This window comes from Arthrobacter sp. P1_B3, from assembly GCF_056406615.1.
Genome location: NZ_JBFTZV010000014.1, coordinates 1 through 16,082, shown reverse-complemented (window position 1 = coordinate 16,082; position 16,082 = coordinate 1). Strand labels below are relative to the sequence as shown.

The 16,082-nt window shown below is 63.6% G+C and carries 12 protein-coding genes and 1 pseudogene; 6 read left to right on the top strand and 7 right to left on the bottom strand.

The features are described 5' to 3' along the window. Positions 1 to 35: 35 nt before the first annotated feature. Positions 36 to 1,292 (bottom strand): D-arabinono-1,4-lactone oxidase, encoded by a 1,257-nt coding sequence (locus AC1D2F_RS14880; protein ID WP_476967028.1) that lies wholly within the window; start codon positions 1,290 to 1,292, stop codon positions 36 to 38. Positions 1,293 to 1,468: 176 nt separating this feature from the next. Here AC1D2F_RS14880 and AC1D2F_RS14875 point away from each other — a divergent pair, with 176 nt between their 5' ends. The 5 genes from AC1D2F_RS14875 to arfA all read left to right on the top strand — a co-directional run bounded on the left by AC1D2F_RS14875 (position 1,469) and on the right by arfA (position 7,475). Further along, a complete protein-coding gene (locus tag AC1D2F_RS14875; RefSeq protein ID WP_476967027.1) occupies positions 1,469 to 2,467 on the top strand; it encodes a LacI family DNA-binding transcriptional regulator in 999 nt (332 codons plus the stop codon). Positions 2,468 to 2,660: 193 nt separating this feature from the next. Next, entirely contained in the window at positions 2,661 to 3,995 is a 1,335-nt protein-coding gene (locus AC1D2F_RS14870) for an ABC transporter substrate-binding protein (protein ID WP_229992034.1), read from the top strand. A 27-nt stretch (positions 3,996 to 4,022) separates the two neighbouring features. Then, the gene (locus AC1D2F_RS14865) at positions 4,023 to 4,982 is read left to right on the top strand and encodes a carbohydrate ABC transporter permease (protein WP_364746345.1); all 960 of its coding nucleotides are present in this window, start codon (positions 4,023 to 4,025) and stop codon (positions 4,980 to 4,982) included. 2 nt (positions 4,983 to 4,984) lie between these two features. After that, on the top strand, positions 4,985 to 5,881 hold the full coding sequence (locus AC1D2F_RS14860) for a carbohydrate ABC transporter permease (RefSeq protein ID WP_229992027.1): 897 nt from the start codon (positions 4,985 to 4,987) through the stop codon (positions 5,879 to 5,881). Between the two features lie 55 nt (positions 5,882 to 5,936). Continuing rightward, the gene (arfA, locus tag AC1D2F_RS14855) at positions 5,937 to 7,475 is read left to right on the top strand and encodes an arabinosylfuranosidase ArfA (RefSeq protein WP_476967026.1); all 1,539 of its coding nucleotides are present in this window, start codon (positions 5,937 to 5,939) and stop codon (positions 7,473 to 7,475) included. On the opposite strand, the pseudogene AC1D2F_RS14850 reads toward arfA, so the two are convergent. The 5 genes and pseudogenes from AC1D2F_RS14850 to AC1D2F_RS14830 all read right to left on the bottom strand — a co-directional run. After that, positions 7,465 to 8,096: pseudogene (locus AC1D2F_RS14850) on the bottom strand (integrase core domain-containing protein); the annotation flags it as partial. The gene arfA and the pseudogene AC1D2F_RS14850 sit on opposite strands and share 11 nt — an antisense overlap. Before the next feature lie 322 nt (positions 8,097 to 8,418). Next, a complete protein-coding gene (locus AC1D2F_RS14845) occupies positions 8,419 to 9,510 on the bottom strand; it encodes a type I restriction endonuclease (protein ID WP_364746339.1) in 1,092 nt (363 codons plus the stop codon). A gap of 331 nt (positions 9,511 to 9,841) precedes the next feature. Further along, positions 9,842 to 11,293 (bottom strand): MFS transporter, encoded by a 1,452-nt coding sequence (locus tag AC1D2F_RS14840; RefSeq protein ID WP_364746336.1) that lies wholly within the window; start codon positions 11,291 to 11,293, stop codon positions 9,842 to 9,844. A gap of 122 nt (positions 11,294 to 11,415) precedes the next feature. Then, positions 11,416 to 12,501, bottom strand: coding sequence for an amidohydrolase family protein (locus AC1D2F_RS14835; protein ID WP_364746333.1), 1,086 nt, complete (start codon positions 12,499 to 12,501; stop codon positions 11,416 to 11,418). A gap of 56 nt (positions 12,502 to 12,557) precedes the next feature. After that, the gene (locus AC1D2F_RS14830; protein WP_364746330.1) at positions 12,558 to 13,922 is read right to left on the bottom strand and encodes a glutamine synthetase family protein; all 1,365 of its coding nucleotides are present in this window, start codon (positions 13,920 to 13,922) and stop codon (positions 12,558 to 12,560) included. Between the two features lie 258 nt (positions 13,923 to 14,180). On the opposite strand from AC1D2F_RS14830, the gene AC1D2F_RS14825 reads away from it, so the two are divergent. Beyond that, positions 14,181 to 14,495: a hypothetical protein gene (locus AC1D2F_RS14825; RefSeq protein ID WP_476967025.1), complete on the top strand. Its 315-nt coding sequence runs from the start codon at positions 14,181 to 14,183 to the stop codon at positions 14,493 to 14,495. A gap of 99 nt (positions 14,496 to 14,594) precedes the next feature. On the opposite strand, the gene AC1D2F_RS14820 is transcribed toward AC1D2F_RS14825, so the two are convergent. Next, positions 14,595 to 16,082, bottom strand: a 1,488-nt coding sequence (locus AC1D2F_RS14820) for a cytochrome b/b6 domain-containing protein (RefSeq protein ID WP_476967024.1), incomplete at its 5' end; no start/stop codon positions are given.

The window sequence follows — 16,082 nt, the reverse complement described above, 5'->3', positions numbered from 1 at the left end:
GTGTGCTGGAGCGCTTAAGCCGTGTGGCCAGCCGCTTAGCGTGAGTTCACCACCGGGACGCCGAGGATGCTGTCCAGCAGCCCGTTGCGGAATTTTCCCTCCGGATCGTGCGCCGATGCCAGCGCGCGGAAGTCCGCAAAGCGGGGGTAGAGGGACTCCCAGTCGTGACCGCCGGGCGTGAAAAGCTTGCCCCAGTGCGGCCTGGCCCCGAACGGCCGAAGCAGGTCCTCGAGCTGCGGCAGAACGGCTTCCACCTGCGGCTGCAGCGGCTTCCAGGTGAAGTGCAGGGCAACGCTCTGCTGCCGGTAGAAGGGGCTGAGCCAGAATTCATCTGCGGCGCCGGTCCGGATTTCCGAGACATAAAGCAGGGGTGCAAGTTTGTCCGCCAGACTCCGCACCACCTGGAGTGCAGCAGGGGCCTGCTCCAGCGGCAGGAGGAATTCGCTCTGCAGTTCCTCACCCTTGCTGGGCGTGAACTCGTGGCGGAAGTGCGGCAGCCGGTCCAGCCATTGCCCGGGCTCATCCATCTGGACTGTGCAGTTCTCGGCCGACATCCCCGGCAAAGGGTGCCGGGGGCAGATGGCGGCCGTGGCGCCGAACAGTTCACCGATGGGAGGCTCCGAGTCCACCGCCTTGAGCCAGACTTGGCTGATGCAATCGCCTGCGTAATCGGTGAATAGACTCACGCTGTAGGCGCTGGACACCAGCTGAGTGAAGTCCGCCAGTGCCCGTTCCCACGGCAGGTTCTCCAAAACACGCTGGCGCATGCTGAAGCTCGGCCGGACGGCAAGCTGGAGGCCGGTGACGATGCCAAGGGCGCCCAGACCCACCACGCTGCCCAAAAACTCCTCTCCGTCCGCGCGGGTCAGCGATACCTGCTCGCCGGAGGGCCGGACCAGCTCAATGCCCTCCACCGCCCCGGCCAAGGCGGGGTTGTTCACACCAGAGCCGTGGGTGCCCGTCTGGACTGCTCCTGCCACGGAAATGTGGGGCAGCGAAGCCAGATTGTGGATGGCGACGCCGGACTGTTGCAACGTGCGGCACAGGGCGCCGTAGCTCACGCCGCCGCTGACGCGGACCGTCTGCCGTTCTGAGTCCAGTTCGACGTGCTGCGGCAGGGCGTCCAGCAGCACGTGCACACCGTCGGTGTCCCCAATGCGGTTGAAGGAGTGCCGCGATCCCAGGGCCTTGACCCGGTCGGCGCGCTCCACCACGCGGGCGAGTTCAGCCACCGACGCCGGGCGCATAACGTCCGCTGATGAGTAGTTGAGGTTGCCTGCCCAGTTCTTCATTCATTCGGCTTTCCGGTGAAGGTACGTTTCGCTCTCACCACTGTGAGCGCTAACAATTTTCCTGTCAAGACGTTTCCGCCGCAGCCCGCCGAGGCGGGTAACATCGTCAGCAGGTCATCCGCAGCAGCAGCCATTGGCCGCTTGGCTTTGGCCCAGGATGCTTTGAAAGGGGAGCAGTGCGCGCAACGGTCAAGGACGTCGCGCGTCGTGCCGGCGTCTCACCCAAGACTGTCTCGAACGTGATGAACGGGATTGTTCCGGTCAGCGGAGCCACCAGGGTCAAGGTGGAGCAGGCCATTCTGGAACTCGATTATGTGCCCAACCTTTCCGCCCGCGGACTGCGCAACGGCAGGTCGGGTGTTATCGCCCTGGCCCTGCCGGACCTGGCGACCCCTTACTCGGCCGAGATTGCGCACAACGTGGTGGAAGTTGCCCACGAGCAAGGCTGGAGCGTCCAGATCGAGGAAACCGGGTCCGATCCCCGGCGCGAATACGAACTGATGTCCCGCGCGCGGTCCAACCTCATTGATGGCCTGATCCTCAACCCGGTGGTGCTGGACGAGAGTGCCGTCAAGGTGGGAGTCTCACTGCCCCCGGTGGTCCTGCTGGGTGAGGTGTCCCAGAAGCTGGCCGACCGTGTGTGGGTGGACAGCGTTGCTGCCGCCCGTGACATGACGCTGGCGCTTGCCAGGACCGGCCGGCGTCGTATTGCCGTGCTCGGAACTGCGGAAGGCCGAGGCTCCGCCGCGGCAATCCTGCGGACCCGTGGCTACCGTGCCGCGCTCGAAGAGCTCGGCATGGACCGGGACGACTCACTGCTCATCCCGTGCGAAAAATGGACACCACACACGGCTGCCGTCGCGCTCGCCTCCTATCTGGACTCCCACCCGCTCCCCGAGGCGCTGTTCTGCTTCACCGACTCCATGGCCATTGGCGCGATGAGCGTGTTGTGGAAGAGGGGAATCAGCGTTCCGTCCGACGTTGCCGTGGCGGGCTTTGACGATATCGCCGACGGGCAGTATGCCGTGCCATCCCTCACCACCGTTTCCTTCGACAAGCGCCGGGTGGCCAGCGAAGCTCTCCGCCTGCTCACCGAGAGGATGGCTGACCGTGTCGGCGAGCAGAGGGTGGTCACCGTCGACTACAAAATCGTGGAGCGGGACAGCAGCGGCTAAACGCGCACCCAAATGAGATGGCTGCATCAGATTGTTCACGCTAACAATTTTCTCTTGTGGTCCGTTTTACATCGATGTAATGTGAGTCCCGCGTCACATCGCACCTGCCGCTCCCGGGATTTCAGCGCACCGGAACGGCAGTGTTTTGTGCCATCAGGATTATTTTCAGCGGACCCATCCAAAGGAGTGACGGGTGAAGCAGATTGACTTTTTTGCCGGCAAGCAAGTGACCCGGCGGCAGTTACTGGCAGGTTCGGCGGCTCTCGGCAGCGTGTTCGCGGCGGCCGGTCTCACGGGCTGCGGCGGTACCGCCTCGGCGGCGGCCGTGCGGGACATTGCGTTCTGGCATCTGCTGTCCGGCGGTGACGGCATCAAGATGCAGGCAATGATCAGTAAGGCGAACGCGGGCAACCCCGGTTTCACCGTCCATCCGACCGTCCTGGCGTGGGGTCCGCCGTACTACACCAAGCTGGCGATGGCGTCAGCCGGAGGCCGCCCGCCGGAACTGGCCATCATGCATGCCAGCCGGGTCCCCGGTTACGCCCCAGGGGGACTCATTGACCCGTGGGACATGTCCTTGCTGGCAGAACACGGCGTGACGTCCCAGAGCTTCGCACCGAGGATCTGGGACAAGAGCCAGCAGAACGGCCAGGTTTTTTCCATCGCCCTGGACTCGCATCCGTTCGTCATGTTCTACAACACCGACGTCGCCGGCAAGGCCGGGGTGCTGGCGGCCGACGGGCAACTGCAGGCTGCAAGTTCCCCGCAGGAGTTCCTCTCGATGGCCCGCGAGATGCAGAAGGTGACACAGGCGCACGGCCTGTCCTTCGGCTACCTTGGCAGCGGGTCCCAGATGTGGCGTCTCTTCTACACCCTCTACAAGCAGCACGGTGTGGATATGGAACTCACCCCGGGGCAACCGATGAAGGCTGACAGGGATGCGGCGGTAGAGTCCCTGGAATTCATGGCATCACTGTTCGACGACACCATAGCCGCCAAGAGCGGGGACATCAGTACGGGCATCGCCGAATTTGCCCGTGGCGGTTCTGGCATGCTCTTCAGCGGCGTCTGGGAACTCCCCACCTTCAAGAAGGCCGGTCTGCCGGTCGACGCGGCAACTATCCCCACGCTCTACGGGACGCCGGCTGCCTATGCTGACTCTCATTCCTTTGTCCTGCCGCGGCAACTAAACGCCGACGACGGGAAGCGGCGCGACGTGTACAAGTTCGTGAGCGATGTCCTCAAGGGGTCGCTGTCCTGGGCGGAAGCCGGACACATTCCGGCCTATCAGCCGATTGTGCAGTCACATGCGTACCGGGAACTCACTCCCCAGATTCACTACGCCAACGCGGCGGACATTATCAATTACGATCCGGAATCCTGGTTCAGCGGCTCCGGCTCGGACTGGCAAACCTACTTTGCGGAAAACGTGCAGAACGTACTCCTCGGCCGCGACAAGGCCGCCGACGGTTGGGACGCATTCGTGCGCCGCACCAACACCCTTCTCTCCCGGCCCAACCCGGTCTGAGCCACCCGAGTGACAAAGGAGTCCCTGATGAGTTCCTTAGCAACATCCGGCCGGAGCGCAGAGCGTACGGCATCTTCCCGTCCAACCCGGACCCGTCCACAGCCCGGTCCGGCCCCGTCCCGTCAAGCCAGGGACAACCTGACCGGCTGGGGCTTCGCCGCCCCTTTCCTGGCGTTCTTCCTTGTCTTCCTGGTCTGGCCCATTCTTTACGGCCTTTTCATGAGCCTGACAGGCAAGTCCCTTACTGGCGCCAACGACAACCTGATTGGCCTGGCCAACTACGCCGAGGCCTTGGCCGATGCGGACATGTGGCGTTCCCTGGGCAATACGCTCTACTTCACGGTGATAAGCACGGTTCCCCTGGTGATCGTCGCCTTGATCATGGCCGCCCTGCTTAACGTCGGATTGCCCGCGCAATGGCTGTGGCGGCTCTCCTACTTTGCGCCGTACCTGCTCGCCTCGACCGTGGTCTCACTGTTCTTTACCTGGATGTACAACCCGCAGCTGGGGCTGATCAACGACTCCCTGGCGAAAATCGGGCTTCCGAAGGTGGCCTGGCTGAACGACCCGAACGTGGCGATGTGGGCGATCGTCATCGCCACGCTGTGGTGGACCGTCGGCTTCAACTTTCTCTTGTACCTGGCGGCCATGCAGAACATCCCCCACCAGCACTACGAGGCGGCATCCCTGGACGGGGCCGGAGCCTGGCGGCAGTTCTTCTCCATCACCCTGCCGCAGCTGGCTCCGACCACCGTGATGATCGTCCTCCTCCAGATTCTGGCATCACTGAAAATCTTTGATCAGGTGTACCAGATGACGGCTGGCGGCCCCAGCGGTTCCACCAGGCCAGTGGTGCAGTACATCTTCGAAACCGGGTTTACCGGCTACCGGCTGGGCTACTCCGCAGCCGTCTCCTACATTTTCTTCGGGCTGATCGTGATCGTCTCGGTCATGCAGTTCGTCATCACGCGCCGCAGGAGTGCATAACCATGGCAACCCAGACACTCACCCGCCCCGCCCCGCACACCGCCGGCGCAGCAGCGGCCCGAAAACCCCGCAGGAAGATCACGGCCGGCAAGGCCGCCGTCACCGCGGTCGCGGCGCTCCTGGCAGTCTTGTGGCTCGTTCCCTTCGCCTGGGCCACGGTTACCGCCTTCAAGTCCGAGACCGACGCCGCAGCGCCGAAGGTCAGCTGGATCCCGCCGTCGGGCTTTACCGCGGATGCTTTCGTCAAAGTGTTCCAAGACGGCAATATCCCGCTGTGGACGTGGAATTCCCTCTACACCTCGGCCGCCATCACCGCGATCACGCTGGTCATCTCCGCGCTGGTCGCCTACGCCTTGTCCCGCATCGATTTCCGGGGCAAAAAAGTCCTGATGACGGTGATCATCGCCTCGATCATCATCCCGCCGCCAGTGCTGATGATTCCGCTGTTCTATCAGATGGTGGCGCTCCACATGATCGACACGGCCTGGGCCGTCATCCTGCCGCAGGTCATCCACCCCGCCATGGTGTTCGTGCTCAAAAAGTTCTTTGATCAGATCCCGCGTGAACTCGAGGAAGCTGCGGTGATGGATGGTGCCAGCCGGATGCGGATCTTCATTCAGGTCATCCTGCCGCTCTCACGCCCCATTCTTGCCGCCGTCGCGATCTTCGTTTTCATCAGCGCGTGGAACAACTTCCTCTGGCCCTTCATCTCCACGAACGATGGGTCCATCCTGACCCTTCCGGTTGGACTGCAGACCATTAAGAGTGCCTATGGCATCCAGTACGCGCAAAACATGGCATCCGCACTGCTCGCGGCCTTGCCGCTCATCCTGGTCTTCCTGTTCTTCCAGCGCCAGATCATCAAGGGCGTTGCGACCACCGGGCTCGCCGGCACCTGAACCTGACCTCCGATTACTTCCAACGAACCTGTTCAACCAAAAGGAGATACGCCACATGTCCCGCGCACGAATCACCCTGGACCGAGACTTCACCATCGGGGAAGTGCCCCGCCGTCTTTTTGGCTCCTTCGTTGAGCACATGGGCCGCTGCGTTTACACCGGAATCTACGAACCGGGCCACCCGGAGGCCGACGAAAACGGTTTCCGCCAGGACGTGCTCAAGCTCGTCAAGGAACTCGGGGCCACTGTCATCCGCTACCCCGGCGGCAACTTCGTGTCCGGATATAACTGGGAAGACGGGGTAGGTCCCCGGGAAGGCCGCCCACGACGGCTCGACGGCGCCTGGCACACCCTGGAGACGAACGCCTTCGGACTGCACGAGTTCGTGGACTGGTCACGCCAGGCAGGGACCGAAATCATGGAAGCCATCAACCTGGGCACCCGGGGTGTGGATGCGGCGCGCGAGATCGTGGAGTACGCGAACCATCCCGGAGGGACCTATCTGTCGGACCTGCGCGCCAAGAACGGGCATAAGGACCCGTTCAACATCAAGCTGTGGTGCCTCGGCAATGAAATGGACGGGCCCTGGCAGATCGGCCACAAGACCGCGAATGAGTACGGCCGGCTGGCCCAGGAGGCGGCCAAAGCGATGCGGTTCGTGGATCCGGACATCGAACTGGTGGTCTGCGGAAGCTCCAGCTCCGGTATGCCCACGTTCGGAGCCTGGGAACAGACAGTACTGACCCACACCTACGAGGAAGTGGATTACATCTCGTTGCATGCCTACTACCAGGAGCATGAGGGCGACGTTGGCAGCTTCCTCGCCAGCGCAGTGGACACTGACTATTTCATCGAATCAGTCATCGCAACTGCCGATGCCGTCCGCGCGAAGGGAAAGCACAAGAAGACCATCAACCTGTCCTTCGACGAGTGGAACGTCTGGTACCAGCGCGGCCTCGACACCGAGGACCAGCCGCACCAGGTGGCCAAGGCCGGCTGGCGTGAGCACCCCAGGGTCATTGAGGACAAGTACAACGTGACAGATGCCGTGGTCGTCGGAACCCTGCTCAACTCGCTGCTCCGCCACGGCGACCGGGTCAAGATCGCCAACCAGGCACAGCTGGTCAACGTCATCGCCCCGATCCTCAGCGAGGAAAACGGCCCGGCCTGGCGGCAGACCATCTTCCACCCCTTCGCGCGCATGGCCGAACTGGCCAAGGGCCAGATCCTGCGCCTGTCCGTTGACTCGGACAAGTACGAAAATGCGCGGTTCGGCGGCACCGACCTCGTGGATGTCAGTGCGACGTGGAACGAGGAAACGGGCCGGGTGGCGCTGTTCTTCGCCAACCGCGGACTGGAGGAAGCGGCAGATATTGAAGTCGCCCTGCGCGGCTTTGACGCCCGCCAAGTTCTCCGCGCGGAGGTCCTGGAAATACCCGAAGGCGGGGACCGTTTCACGGTCAATACTCAGGGCAGCCCGGACCAGGTGGGGCTCCGGCCGCTGGCAGGGGCGAAGGCGAGCGGCTCCGAACTTCGGGCAACGCTGCCGGCGCTGTCCTGGGCTGTGATTGAGCTGGAGGTCATCAAGAACTGACCACATGCCCGCAGCAGCTTTGGGTGTACTGCCCAGGGAGGTTGGTCAAGCGGCTGATGGGCGGGTGGCCTCCGATTGCGGTGTGGGGCCTGTGGTGATTGTAGTGGTGCAACCATGCCGGGAGGGCGTTTCTGCGGGCTGATTCGCTGACGTAGAAGCGTTTGAATGCCCACCCGTCAGCGAGGGTGCGATGGAAGCGTTCGATTTTTCCGTTGGTCTGGGGCGGTAGGGCCTGGTCTTCTTCGGCTTGATGTTCAGCTCCCGGCAGGTGTCGCGCCAGAGGTGGGATTTGTAGGCTGAGCCGTTGTCGGAGAGAACCCGCTCGACGGTGACGCCGCGGGCGGCGAACCAGGACACGGGCCGCCTGAGCACTCCGACTGCGGTGGCTGCTGTTTCGTCGCTGTGGATTTCGGCGTAGGCGACCCGTGAGTGGTCATCGATGACGGTGTGCACGTAGGCGATGCCGATCAGCGGGCCGCGATGTCTGCTGCGCGGTTTGTCCGGGGTTCCTGCCCGGTTCGCGCCGCCATGTTGCCGGCCGACGTAGCGCCATCCACCGCCGTCGGGGATGTTGCCGAGCTTCTTCACATCCACATGGATCATCGCCCCCGGCGTCTCATGTTAAGCAACTCCACTGTGCAACCGGAGGTCCTCACCTCTGTGTCAACGACTCCAGCGAGTCATCACATTCACCGAACCAACGGCGGCTGGTCAGCGCCCTAGGGGAGCGGCCAAACGCAAGCGGACGACGGCGGGAGGTCCCGCCGTCGTCCGCACTACCTGCACGGCGGCTCAGTGTATTACCAGCGTGCCCTTTCGCACAGTAGCGCTGGCGTGGCTCCAGGTGGAGTGGTCGACGTTTTGTTCCTTTACGCCGAGCTGATTGGCATCGGCATGGCCGCGATTGCAATGAGAAGCAGGTCGAGGTCAGAAGCGGACGCAGTCACAGGTAGCTCTTTACGCTCGCGCGGAGTGCTGCCGTGTGCTCGTAGATCTCTTCCAGCGAGCCTATGGGCACCCGCGTCTCTTCCTTGTTGTCGTCGAAGATGCCGATGTACTTCTGGGTGCGGTTGAAGTGCAGGCGGGCGATCGGCTTGCGGTTGTTGTCGTCCAGCAACACCGCGAAATAGGACTTGGCATCCCTCTGCACTACCCGAGCGGGCTTGACTTCGCTGCAGACGATGGCCCGCACAATCTGGTAACCCTCGATTTCCTCCAGCGTTGTCTCCAGCCCGTCAGCCTCGGCCAGGTCCGCCTCGGCCACGGGTGCGCTAGTCACGCTGGCAGCCACTGCTGCGTCGTCATTCTGCGGGAAGGCCGGGGCGCCGAGAGCCTTCTTCAGCCGCTCGTTCACCTGGTCGTTCAGGAACTGCTTGGACGCTTTCGTCACCAAAGCGGTGAACTGCTCACGCACCTTCTGGGTGTAGGGACCCGAATACACACGACCGGTAAGGAACTTAACCCACTCGTCCTCCGGCTCCTTAAATTGTGCAGCCAAGGTCCTCTTGAGTTCACCGATGTATTTCAGCTCGCCTGCCGCGCTGATGATCGAGTCGAGATCAAAGACTTCCTTGGATAGTTTTTGCAACTCCGGAATGAGGGATTCGTCAATGTCGTTCAAATCGAGCACAAGGAACGGCTTGGCATCCATGCGGTTCGGTGCATCGAGGTCCGTGAAGAATTGGTACACCTCACCGTTGGTAAGGATGGCGATTCTGGCGTTGGTCACAGCAAAGTACCGGAAAAGCTGGGATGCGTGCTCGATTTTCACTGGTTCCGTGGACTTCTTGCACTCGATCAGGATCTGGACCTCGCCGTCCTTGACGATCGCATAGTCGATCTTCTCGCCCTTGTTGAGCCCTACATCCGCGATGAACTCCGGAACCACTTCCATGGGGTTGAAGACGTCATAGCCAAGAATTGTGGAAATGAAGGGCATGATAAAGGCATTCTTCGTTGCCTCTTCCGTTTGGATCACACCTCGCTGTTGGCGCACCTTTGCTGCCAAAGCTGAAAGTTTTTCTGCAAACTCCATTTGTCCCCCTAAAAATTGATAGTGCTGCCAACCGTAGCGCAGCCCTGTGCCAATTTGATGAAAATTGCCCTAGAGGGTGGGATTAGGTTGAGGATCGCAGCCCGCGGCCGAACGCCTCGGCCCGCTGATGCAGGCCACCGTCCCGACGCCTGCCGTCGCGGCGCAGCTCGCCGCCTCCATCACCTTCCTGCCCAGCGACGACGGCACCAACGTCAACGGCGCCATCCTCCCTCCGACGGCGGCTGGTCCGCGCTGTAAAGCCCCTCACCTAAACGCAAGCGGACGACGGCGGGAAGTCCCGCCGTCGTCCGCTGTGAAGATGAGCCCGGGCTCAGTCAGCCCGTCCCCGGTCTGCAGGCGACGAAGAGTCCGCCGTCTCCGGCGCGTCGGCAGCTGCCTGCGCATACGACGCCGAGACCCGGCGGTAGACCGGGGTCAGGAAGGCCAGCAACGCGGCTGCGATCATGATGATGCCGGCCACCAGGAAGATCAGGGCAATACCGCGGGAGGTGCCCTCGCCCAGCAGCGGGGCCAGCTGGGCGGCGCCCTCAGCGGACCGCGCATAGGGGATGAGCCAGAACTGGGCGATCGGGGCAATGAGGAAGGCGGTGATCGGCGCCGCCGCCGACTCGAAGGCCATGGCGAACCCGAACACCCGGCCCTGCCGGGGCAGCGGCACCACCTGTTGGATGACCGTCTGCTCGGCGGCCTCCACAAAAGGAATCAGCACCAGATACAGCCAGATACCCGCGATGTACAGCCATGCCCACTCCCGCAGCGTGAACACAGCACCGAGGACCCCCATGGCCATAACCGCGATGAGCATGGTGCGCAGCGGATTGGACCCGAGCCCGAACTTGCCGATCAGGGCGCCGCCCACAATGAACCCGGTGGACCCCAGGGCGAACACGGCTCCCCACAGCTCCACGGGGAACATCTCCAGTCCATAGGGATCCATGAGCGCCATATAGACGCCGCCGATGAAGTTGTTGAACGTGGTGAAAAGGATCAGCGCGAACAGGCCTGCAACGGCCAGGACGGCGGCAAGGGAGCCGCGCAAGTCGAACGCGCCGTGGGCGTCCGTGGTGGCCACCCGCACTTCCTCCGGCAGGCGCAGCGTGAGCAGGTGCGCGAAGGCAAGGGCAGTGAGCACCACTGCGACGACGACCGTCCAGCCCATGCCCAGCAGCCCGACCGACAGCCCGGAGAGCACCGAGGTGACGATAAACGCCAGCCCCTGCACCATGCCCACCAGCCCGTTGGCGTTAGCCCGCCGGTCCGGCTCGATGAGGATGGTGACTGTGGTGGAGAGGGCGACGTTGCGCATGTTCTCCACCATCGCGCCCACCAGGATGATCACGGCGAAGATCCAAAACCACGGCTGTGTCAGGTCCAGCAGGCTGGCAGCGGGTGTCAGCAGGAACATCACCCCGGCCAGCAGGAACATCACCAGGGTGAAACCAGCGGCGAATCGCATCACGGCCAGCTTGCGGTAGCGGTCCACAAACGTGCCGAAGCTGATGCTGGAAAGGGCAATCAACAGCATGTATGCACCGCCGATCACCCCGGTGGCGATCACGTTGCGCGTCTCCAGATAGACCCAGAACGTCAGGGCAAACCACAGATAACTGGTGGTGATGTTGGCCAGGGCAGTGTTGACCAGGATCCCGGCGAACGTGCGGGACCGCTGCGCCGGACTGCGCAAGGACGTGTCGATGGCGTCGGGATCGGCCGGGCCTGCAGACTCAGCGACCCCGGCAGGTGCCGGTTCGTGCTCGGTCATGCGTCCCAGTTTACTGACAAGCCATGGGCGCGGACCCGGCCACCGCGGGTATTTCGGCTACCTGCTTAGGTGGTGACAGCCGCGGCTGTCCGTTTTGTTGCTGGGGATGTCGGGTCGGCCGCTCAGGGAAGCGCGTACACGCGGCGGGCGTTGTCGCGTGCGACGAGTTGCACGATCTTGCGGGCATCCGCCTCTGAACAGTCGTCGTCGTCGATCCATCCGCCGACTACCTTGGTGATTGCGTTGCGCCACAGTCTCGCTCCGAGGTAGTGAAGTTCCGCTGGGCCGAAGGCGTCGGAGGAGTAAAGGACTTTTGTGAAGGGGGCCAGCTCGAACGAGCGGGCCACCAGGTCAGGGCTCCGTGCCCCGGTGAAGTTCACGGCAAGGCCCACATCGAGGTAGACGTTTTCAAAGGCGTGGGCCAAATAGCCGGCTTCGCGCTCGAATGGATAGCAGTGGAGCAGCATGATGGGTGTGTCCCGGACGTCGGGGGACCGGAGAAAGTCCAAGAGGTACAGGGGATTGGTTTTGTGGAGGTCCAGGTCGCGGTCCCCGAATCCGACATGGAATTGCAGAGGAAGCTTCATCGACACCGCCGTATGAATCCCGTGGGCAATGAGTGTCACGTCGGTGAGCTTCGCATTGGTGCCGGTGCGGAGGTTCTCTTGCCAACGGCGGGCCGCTTCAGTGACCGCAGCCGGTGTTGGCCGGCTGAGATTCTGGTCGAATCCTGCGCGGTAGGCGAGAACCGTCTTGACGCCCACGGCGCTGCGGGTGAGCTCGTGAAGCCGGTGACCGAACTCTTCAACGTAATCTGCCGGGTTGGCAATCTCCTGGATCAGCGCCTCGGCGACCAGTTCCAGCCGAACGATCTCGTGGGTTCGCCCGCCGGAGACGTCGGCCATGCCGGCCGTGCCGAGGTAGTCAGCGGCATCCAATCCTGTATCGATCAGCCAGTCACTCACCCCGGCAGCGCGGGTCATGCGCCGGCTGACCTCGAGTTCCCCAAGCGCGGAGCGCCGGCTCCAGTAGTCCGCTGGAGAAGCGTGGCGTGGCAAATCAAGAATGCCGCTGCACCAGCGACGGAAGGCGAGCCCGATTTGTGTGTTGTAGGCGTCCTCCGGGTTGGCCAGCGGTTCGGTGTTCCCTTCATTGAGCGAGTTCTGAAAGCGTGCCTCATCGCCGGCGGCGTGAAACGCGCCATGCACGTGGTGATCAATAAGGCTGACTTGTTCGACAAAGTCCGCAAAAGAGCCACCTGCCATTAGATCGACCAGGCAAGTCGAAAGCGTTCGGCAAGCTCGTCCGGCGAGAGTTCCGCGGAGATTCGCTGTTCGTAGCGCCGGACGGCCACCGTGGCATCGACGATGGCGTCTCCCAGAAGCCCGCGTGCAAGGCGCGACGTGTCCAGCGTGTCGATGATGGCGGCGGGGGAGTCTGCGAGCAGCCGGATATTGGCCCGGTGCCGCTCGTCTTCCGATAGCCGTCCGGGGTCACCCGGGATCTCTGCCGGAAGCCTGCGCCCGCCGCGGATGCCGTCAAGGGAGAGTGCCAGGATGGACGCGGAGGCCAGATACACGTTTGCCGACGGGTCGACGATTTTCACTTCGACGTTGGCTCCGTGCGGATTACTGTTTCCCTCGTTCAGAAAGCGCACCGAGGCTTCCCGGTTTTCCAGGCCCCAGCATAAGTAGGCGCCCGACCACGTGCCAGGTGCCAAGCGGCTTCCGGACAAGACTGATCCCGTGAGAAAACCCTGGACGTCGGGGAGTCCCGCAATGATGCCCCCAATGGCAGCGCCTCCCTCAGCGCAGATGCCGTGCGGTCCGCTGCCGCCGGAGAACAGCGGCATGCCGTCCTTGTGGAGCGAAAAGTGCTGGTGGGCACCGTTTCCGACGGTGCCGGAAAAGGGCAACGGGGAGAACGAGGCCTGCATGCTGTGGGCCCGGGCGACGATGCCAACGATGATCTTGGAAAGGACCACGGTGTCCGCGGCCTGAACCGGCGAAGCAGGGGGAAGGGAAAACTCGAACTGGTTTCTGCCGTACTCGGCGTGGATCTGCTCCATGGGAATGCCGCCATGGTTCAGAACTGACAGCAGATCATCGAGGAATTCCGATTGGTCCAGGAGCCCGGTTGCCCCGTACGGAACCCAGGGCGCGGTTTCCAGCGCTGAACCGTCCGGGGCGACGAGGAAGAATTCAAGTTCGTGGCCCACAAGTGCCTTGTATCCGGCCTCATCGAGGCTGCCGTCGACATCGGCCAGAAGGCCGCGGGCGCAGGCCGGAGACGCGGCTCCGTCCTGTTCGAAAAGGCTGCCTGGTGCCCATGCCCGGCCACCCCGCAGGACACGGAGTCCCGTGATATCGATCTTGAGGCGCATATCGCCAACGGTGGTGATGCTGTCCGTGAACGCTATCCCGCCGTCGATGGTGAAGACATGCCAGACGGGGGCAGCGCCCATCCCGGATTGGTGGAAGGCTTTGAGCCGGGCTAACGGAACGCTCTTGGCCAGCGTGATGCCCGCAGCATTCACCACCGTGCCGATCACGGTGCGGACGCCGGCCGCTTCGAGCTCGCGCTGAGCTTTCGCAACGGCGGATTCGTCGGCTGATGGGTTTAGGGTCATGCGCCTATCATGCGGCGACTCCCCGTCCAATGAAAGGTTCGAAAGATGTGCCCACTTTTGGCTTGCGCCGCTGCCTTCGACGGCGGCTGGCCGGCGCTGTAGGGGAGCGGCACCCCACGCCAGCGGACGACGTCGGGAAGTCCCGCCGTCGTCCGCGACGTCTCCCCTTACTCCGTGTCCGTGGCGGCCCTTTCTAAATGAGCACGCGTCGGGTTTACTGGGGCGCAAGGCTGACACGCAAGACATGGAGGGGGAACCATGAAGCCCAAGGGGACATGGCAAATTGCAGTGGGCTCAATAGCCCTGGCGACCACGGTGTTCGTCCTGCCGATGCCGTTGTTTGACGTGTTCTCGGGCATCGCAGGACAGGGTGCGGTGGCGCTGTTCGTCCTCGGACTGGGTCTTCTGGTCGGTGGGCTCGGTTTTGTCGCGGTGGGTCTGCACAAACGATCCCGGAACCTGCGAACGGCGCGCAGCTACGACACCAGGGAGCCCTCCTCAGCCGACGAGGACCGGCCGGTCAATCCCCATGCGGTGCCAAATACCTATGGTGCCCTCCCTCCGCCGGGCTAGAAGCGACCCGTTGGATCAGGATCACGACAGGTGAGGATCCCGTGCCAGAGAGCCTGAGCTGTGTATGGCGCGGGATCCTCCCTGTGTAGGCGGTGAAGCCTAGCGGCTGCTCACCTGACCGAACAGCTTCGCGATTGGTGCGAGCACGAGCGGGCGGGCGGCGTACCACCCGGCCGCCGTGACGGCGATTGCGGCCGCGAAGAGCCAGAAGCCGACCCAGTTCACCACGTCGGTGCCGCCGAACATGTGGTTCAGGTTGCGCAGCGCACCGGTCGCGAACACCAGGAACACGTGGATGAGAATGAACAGCACGAAAAACAGCATCGTCGGGAAGTGAATCGCGCGCGCAACCTCCACCGGGTAGATCTTGTTCAGCGCCTTCGCGTCCTTCGGCCAGAACTCGCTCATGCGCACACCAGTGATCGCCGCGAGCGGGGCCGCGATGAACACCACGAGGAAGTACATGAGCTGCTGCAGGCTGTTGTAGTTCACCCAGCCGGTCTCAACGGGCCAGTCGAGTGTCATGTACTGCAGGAGCGCGGAGAGTGTGTTCGGGAACGCCTCCCAGCTGGTCGGTACGATTCGCATCCAGCGGCCCGAGGCAAACAGCAGCACCACAAAGATGAGTCCGTTGGCCAGCCACAGAATATCCAGCGACTGGTGCAGCCAAAGGTTGATGCTGATCTTCTTGCCACCGCGCTTCGGCGTCCAGAACGCGGGTGGCTTCTGCTCAGTGCGCACCTGGTAGCCGGAGCGAATGATGAGCACCATCAGGAAGATGTTGAAGAAGTGCGCCCACTGCGCCCACCACGGGAACCCGGGCTCGGCCGTATCGGGCAGGTCGTACGCGCCGGGGTACTTTTCGAGGAACTCCGACACGCCCGGCAGCGTCGTCACACCGCGCGCGGCGAGCACAAGAATTGCTGCGGCGGCCACGGCGCCGACGGCGAGGAGCACGACGAGCTTGATCCACTGACCCAGGGTGCGCGACCCGTAAAGCCTCGGCTCGGCTTTTGGCCTCACGGGCTTTTCAGTAACGGCAGCCGGTGCCGGTGCCGGCGCGGCGGGAGGGGCGGCGGGGACCGCGGGTGCACTCGCGACCGCCGGCGGCTCCGCCTCGGCAACGGTCTCCACCACACTGGCAGCCGGGGCCGAGGGATGGGCCGGAGCGATGAGTTCGGGCTCCGCCTGCACCGCAGGGGCGGCAGCGGGCGACGGCGCAAGTCCAGCCGGCGGCCACGGCTCGCCGCCCGGCACGCGGGGAAGCCCGCGGCGAAGCGACGTGGTTCCCATTGCCAGTGGGACGGGTGCGGTGGCCGGGGCAACTGCAGTCGACGCTGCTGCCGGCACTGCTTTCTCAGCAGCACCTGCGGCAGCAGCCGTAACAGCAGCTGCGGCCGGCGCGCCTGCGGCGGGAGCCCCGGACAGAGCCGCCACTGATACCGGAACCTCGCCTGCTGGCGGCCAAGGTTCGCCGCCCGGCAGGCGGGGCAGGCCGCGGCGAAGCTGCCGCGGCACCGCGGCGCCGGAGCTCACGGCCGGGACCGGAGCGGACACCGCCGTCGCACCCGGTGCCGTTTCCAAGGC

Excerpts from the sequence above, each read along its gene's own strand:
- AC1D2F_RS14880 (WP_476967028.1), bottom strand. The coding sequence starts at position 1,292 with ATGAAGAACTGGGCAGGCAACCTCAACTACTCATCAGCGGACGTTATG.
- AC1D2F_RS14865 (WP_364746345.1), top strand. The coding sequence starts at position 4,023 with ATGAGTTCCTTAGCAACATCCGGCCGGAGCGCAGAGCGTACGGCATCT.
- AC1D2F_RS14860 (WP_229992027.1), top strand. The coding sequence starts at position 4,985 with ATGGCAACCCAGACACTCACCCGCCCCGCCCCGCACACCGCCGGCGCA.
- arfA (WP_476967026.1), top strand. The coding sequence starts at position 5,937 with ATGTCCCGCGCACGAATCACCCTGGACCGAGACTTCACCATCGGGGAA.
- AC1D2F_RS14845 (WP_364746339.1), bottom strand. The coding sequence starts at position 9,510 with ATGGAGTTTGCAGAAAAACTTTCAGCTTTGGCAGCAAAGGTGCGCCAA.
- AC1D2F_RS14840 (WP_364746336.1), bottom strand. The coding sequence starts at position 11,293 with ATGACCGAGCACGAACCGGCACCTGCCGGGGTCGCTGAGTCTGCAGGC.
- AC1D2F_RS14830 (WP_364746330.1), bottom strand. The coding sequence starts at position 13,922 with ATGACCCTAAACCCATCAGCCGACGAATCCGCCGTTGCGAAAGCTCAG.
- AC1D2F_RS14825 (WP_476967025.1), top strand. The coding sequence starts at position 14,181 with ATGAAGCCCAAGGGGACATGGCAAATTGCAGTGGGCTCAATAGCCCTG.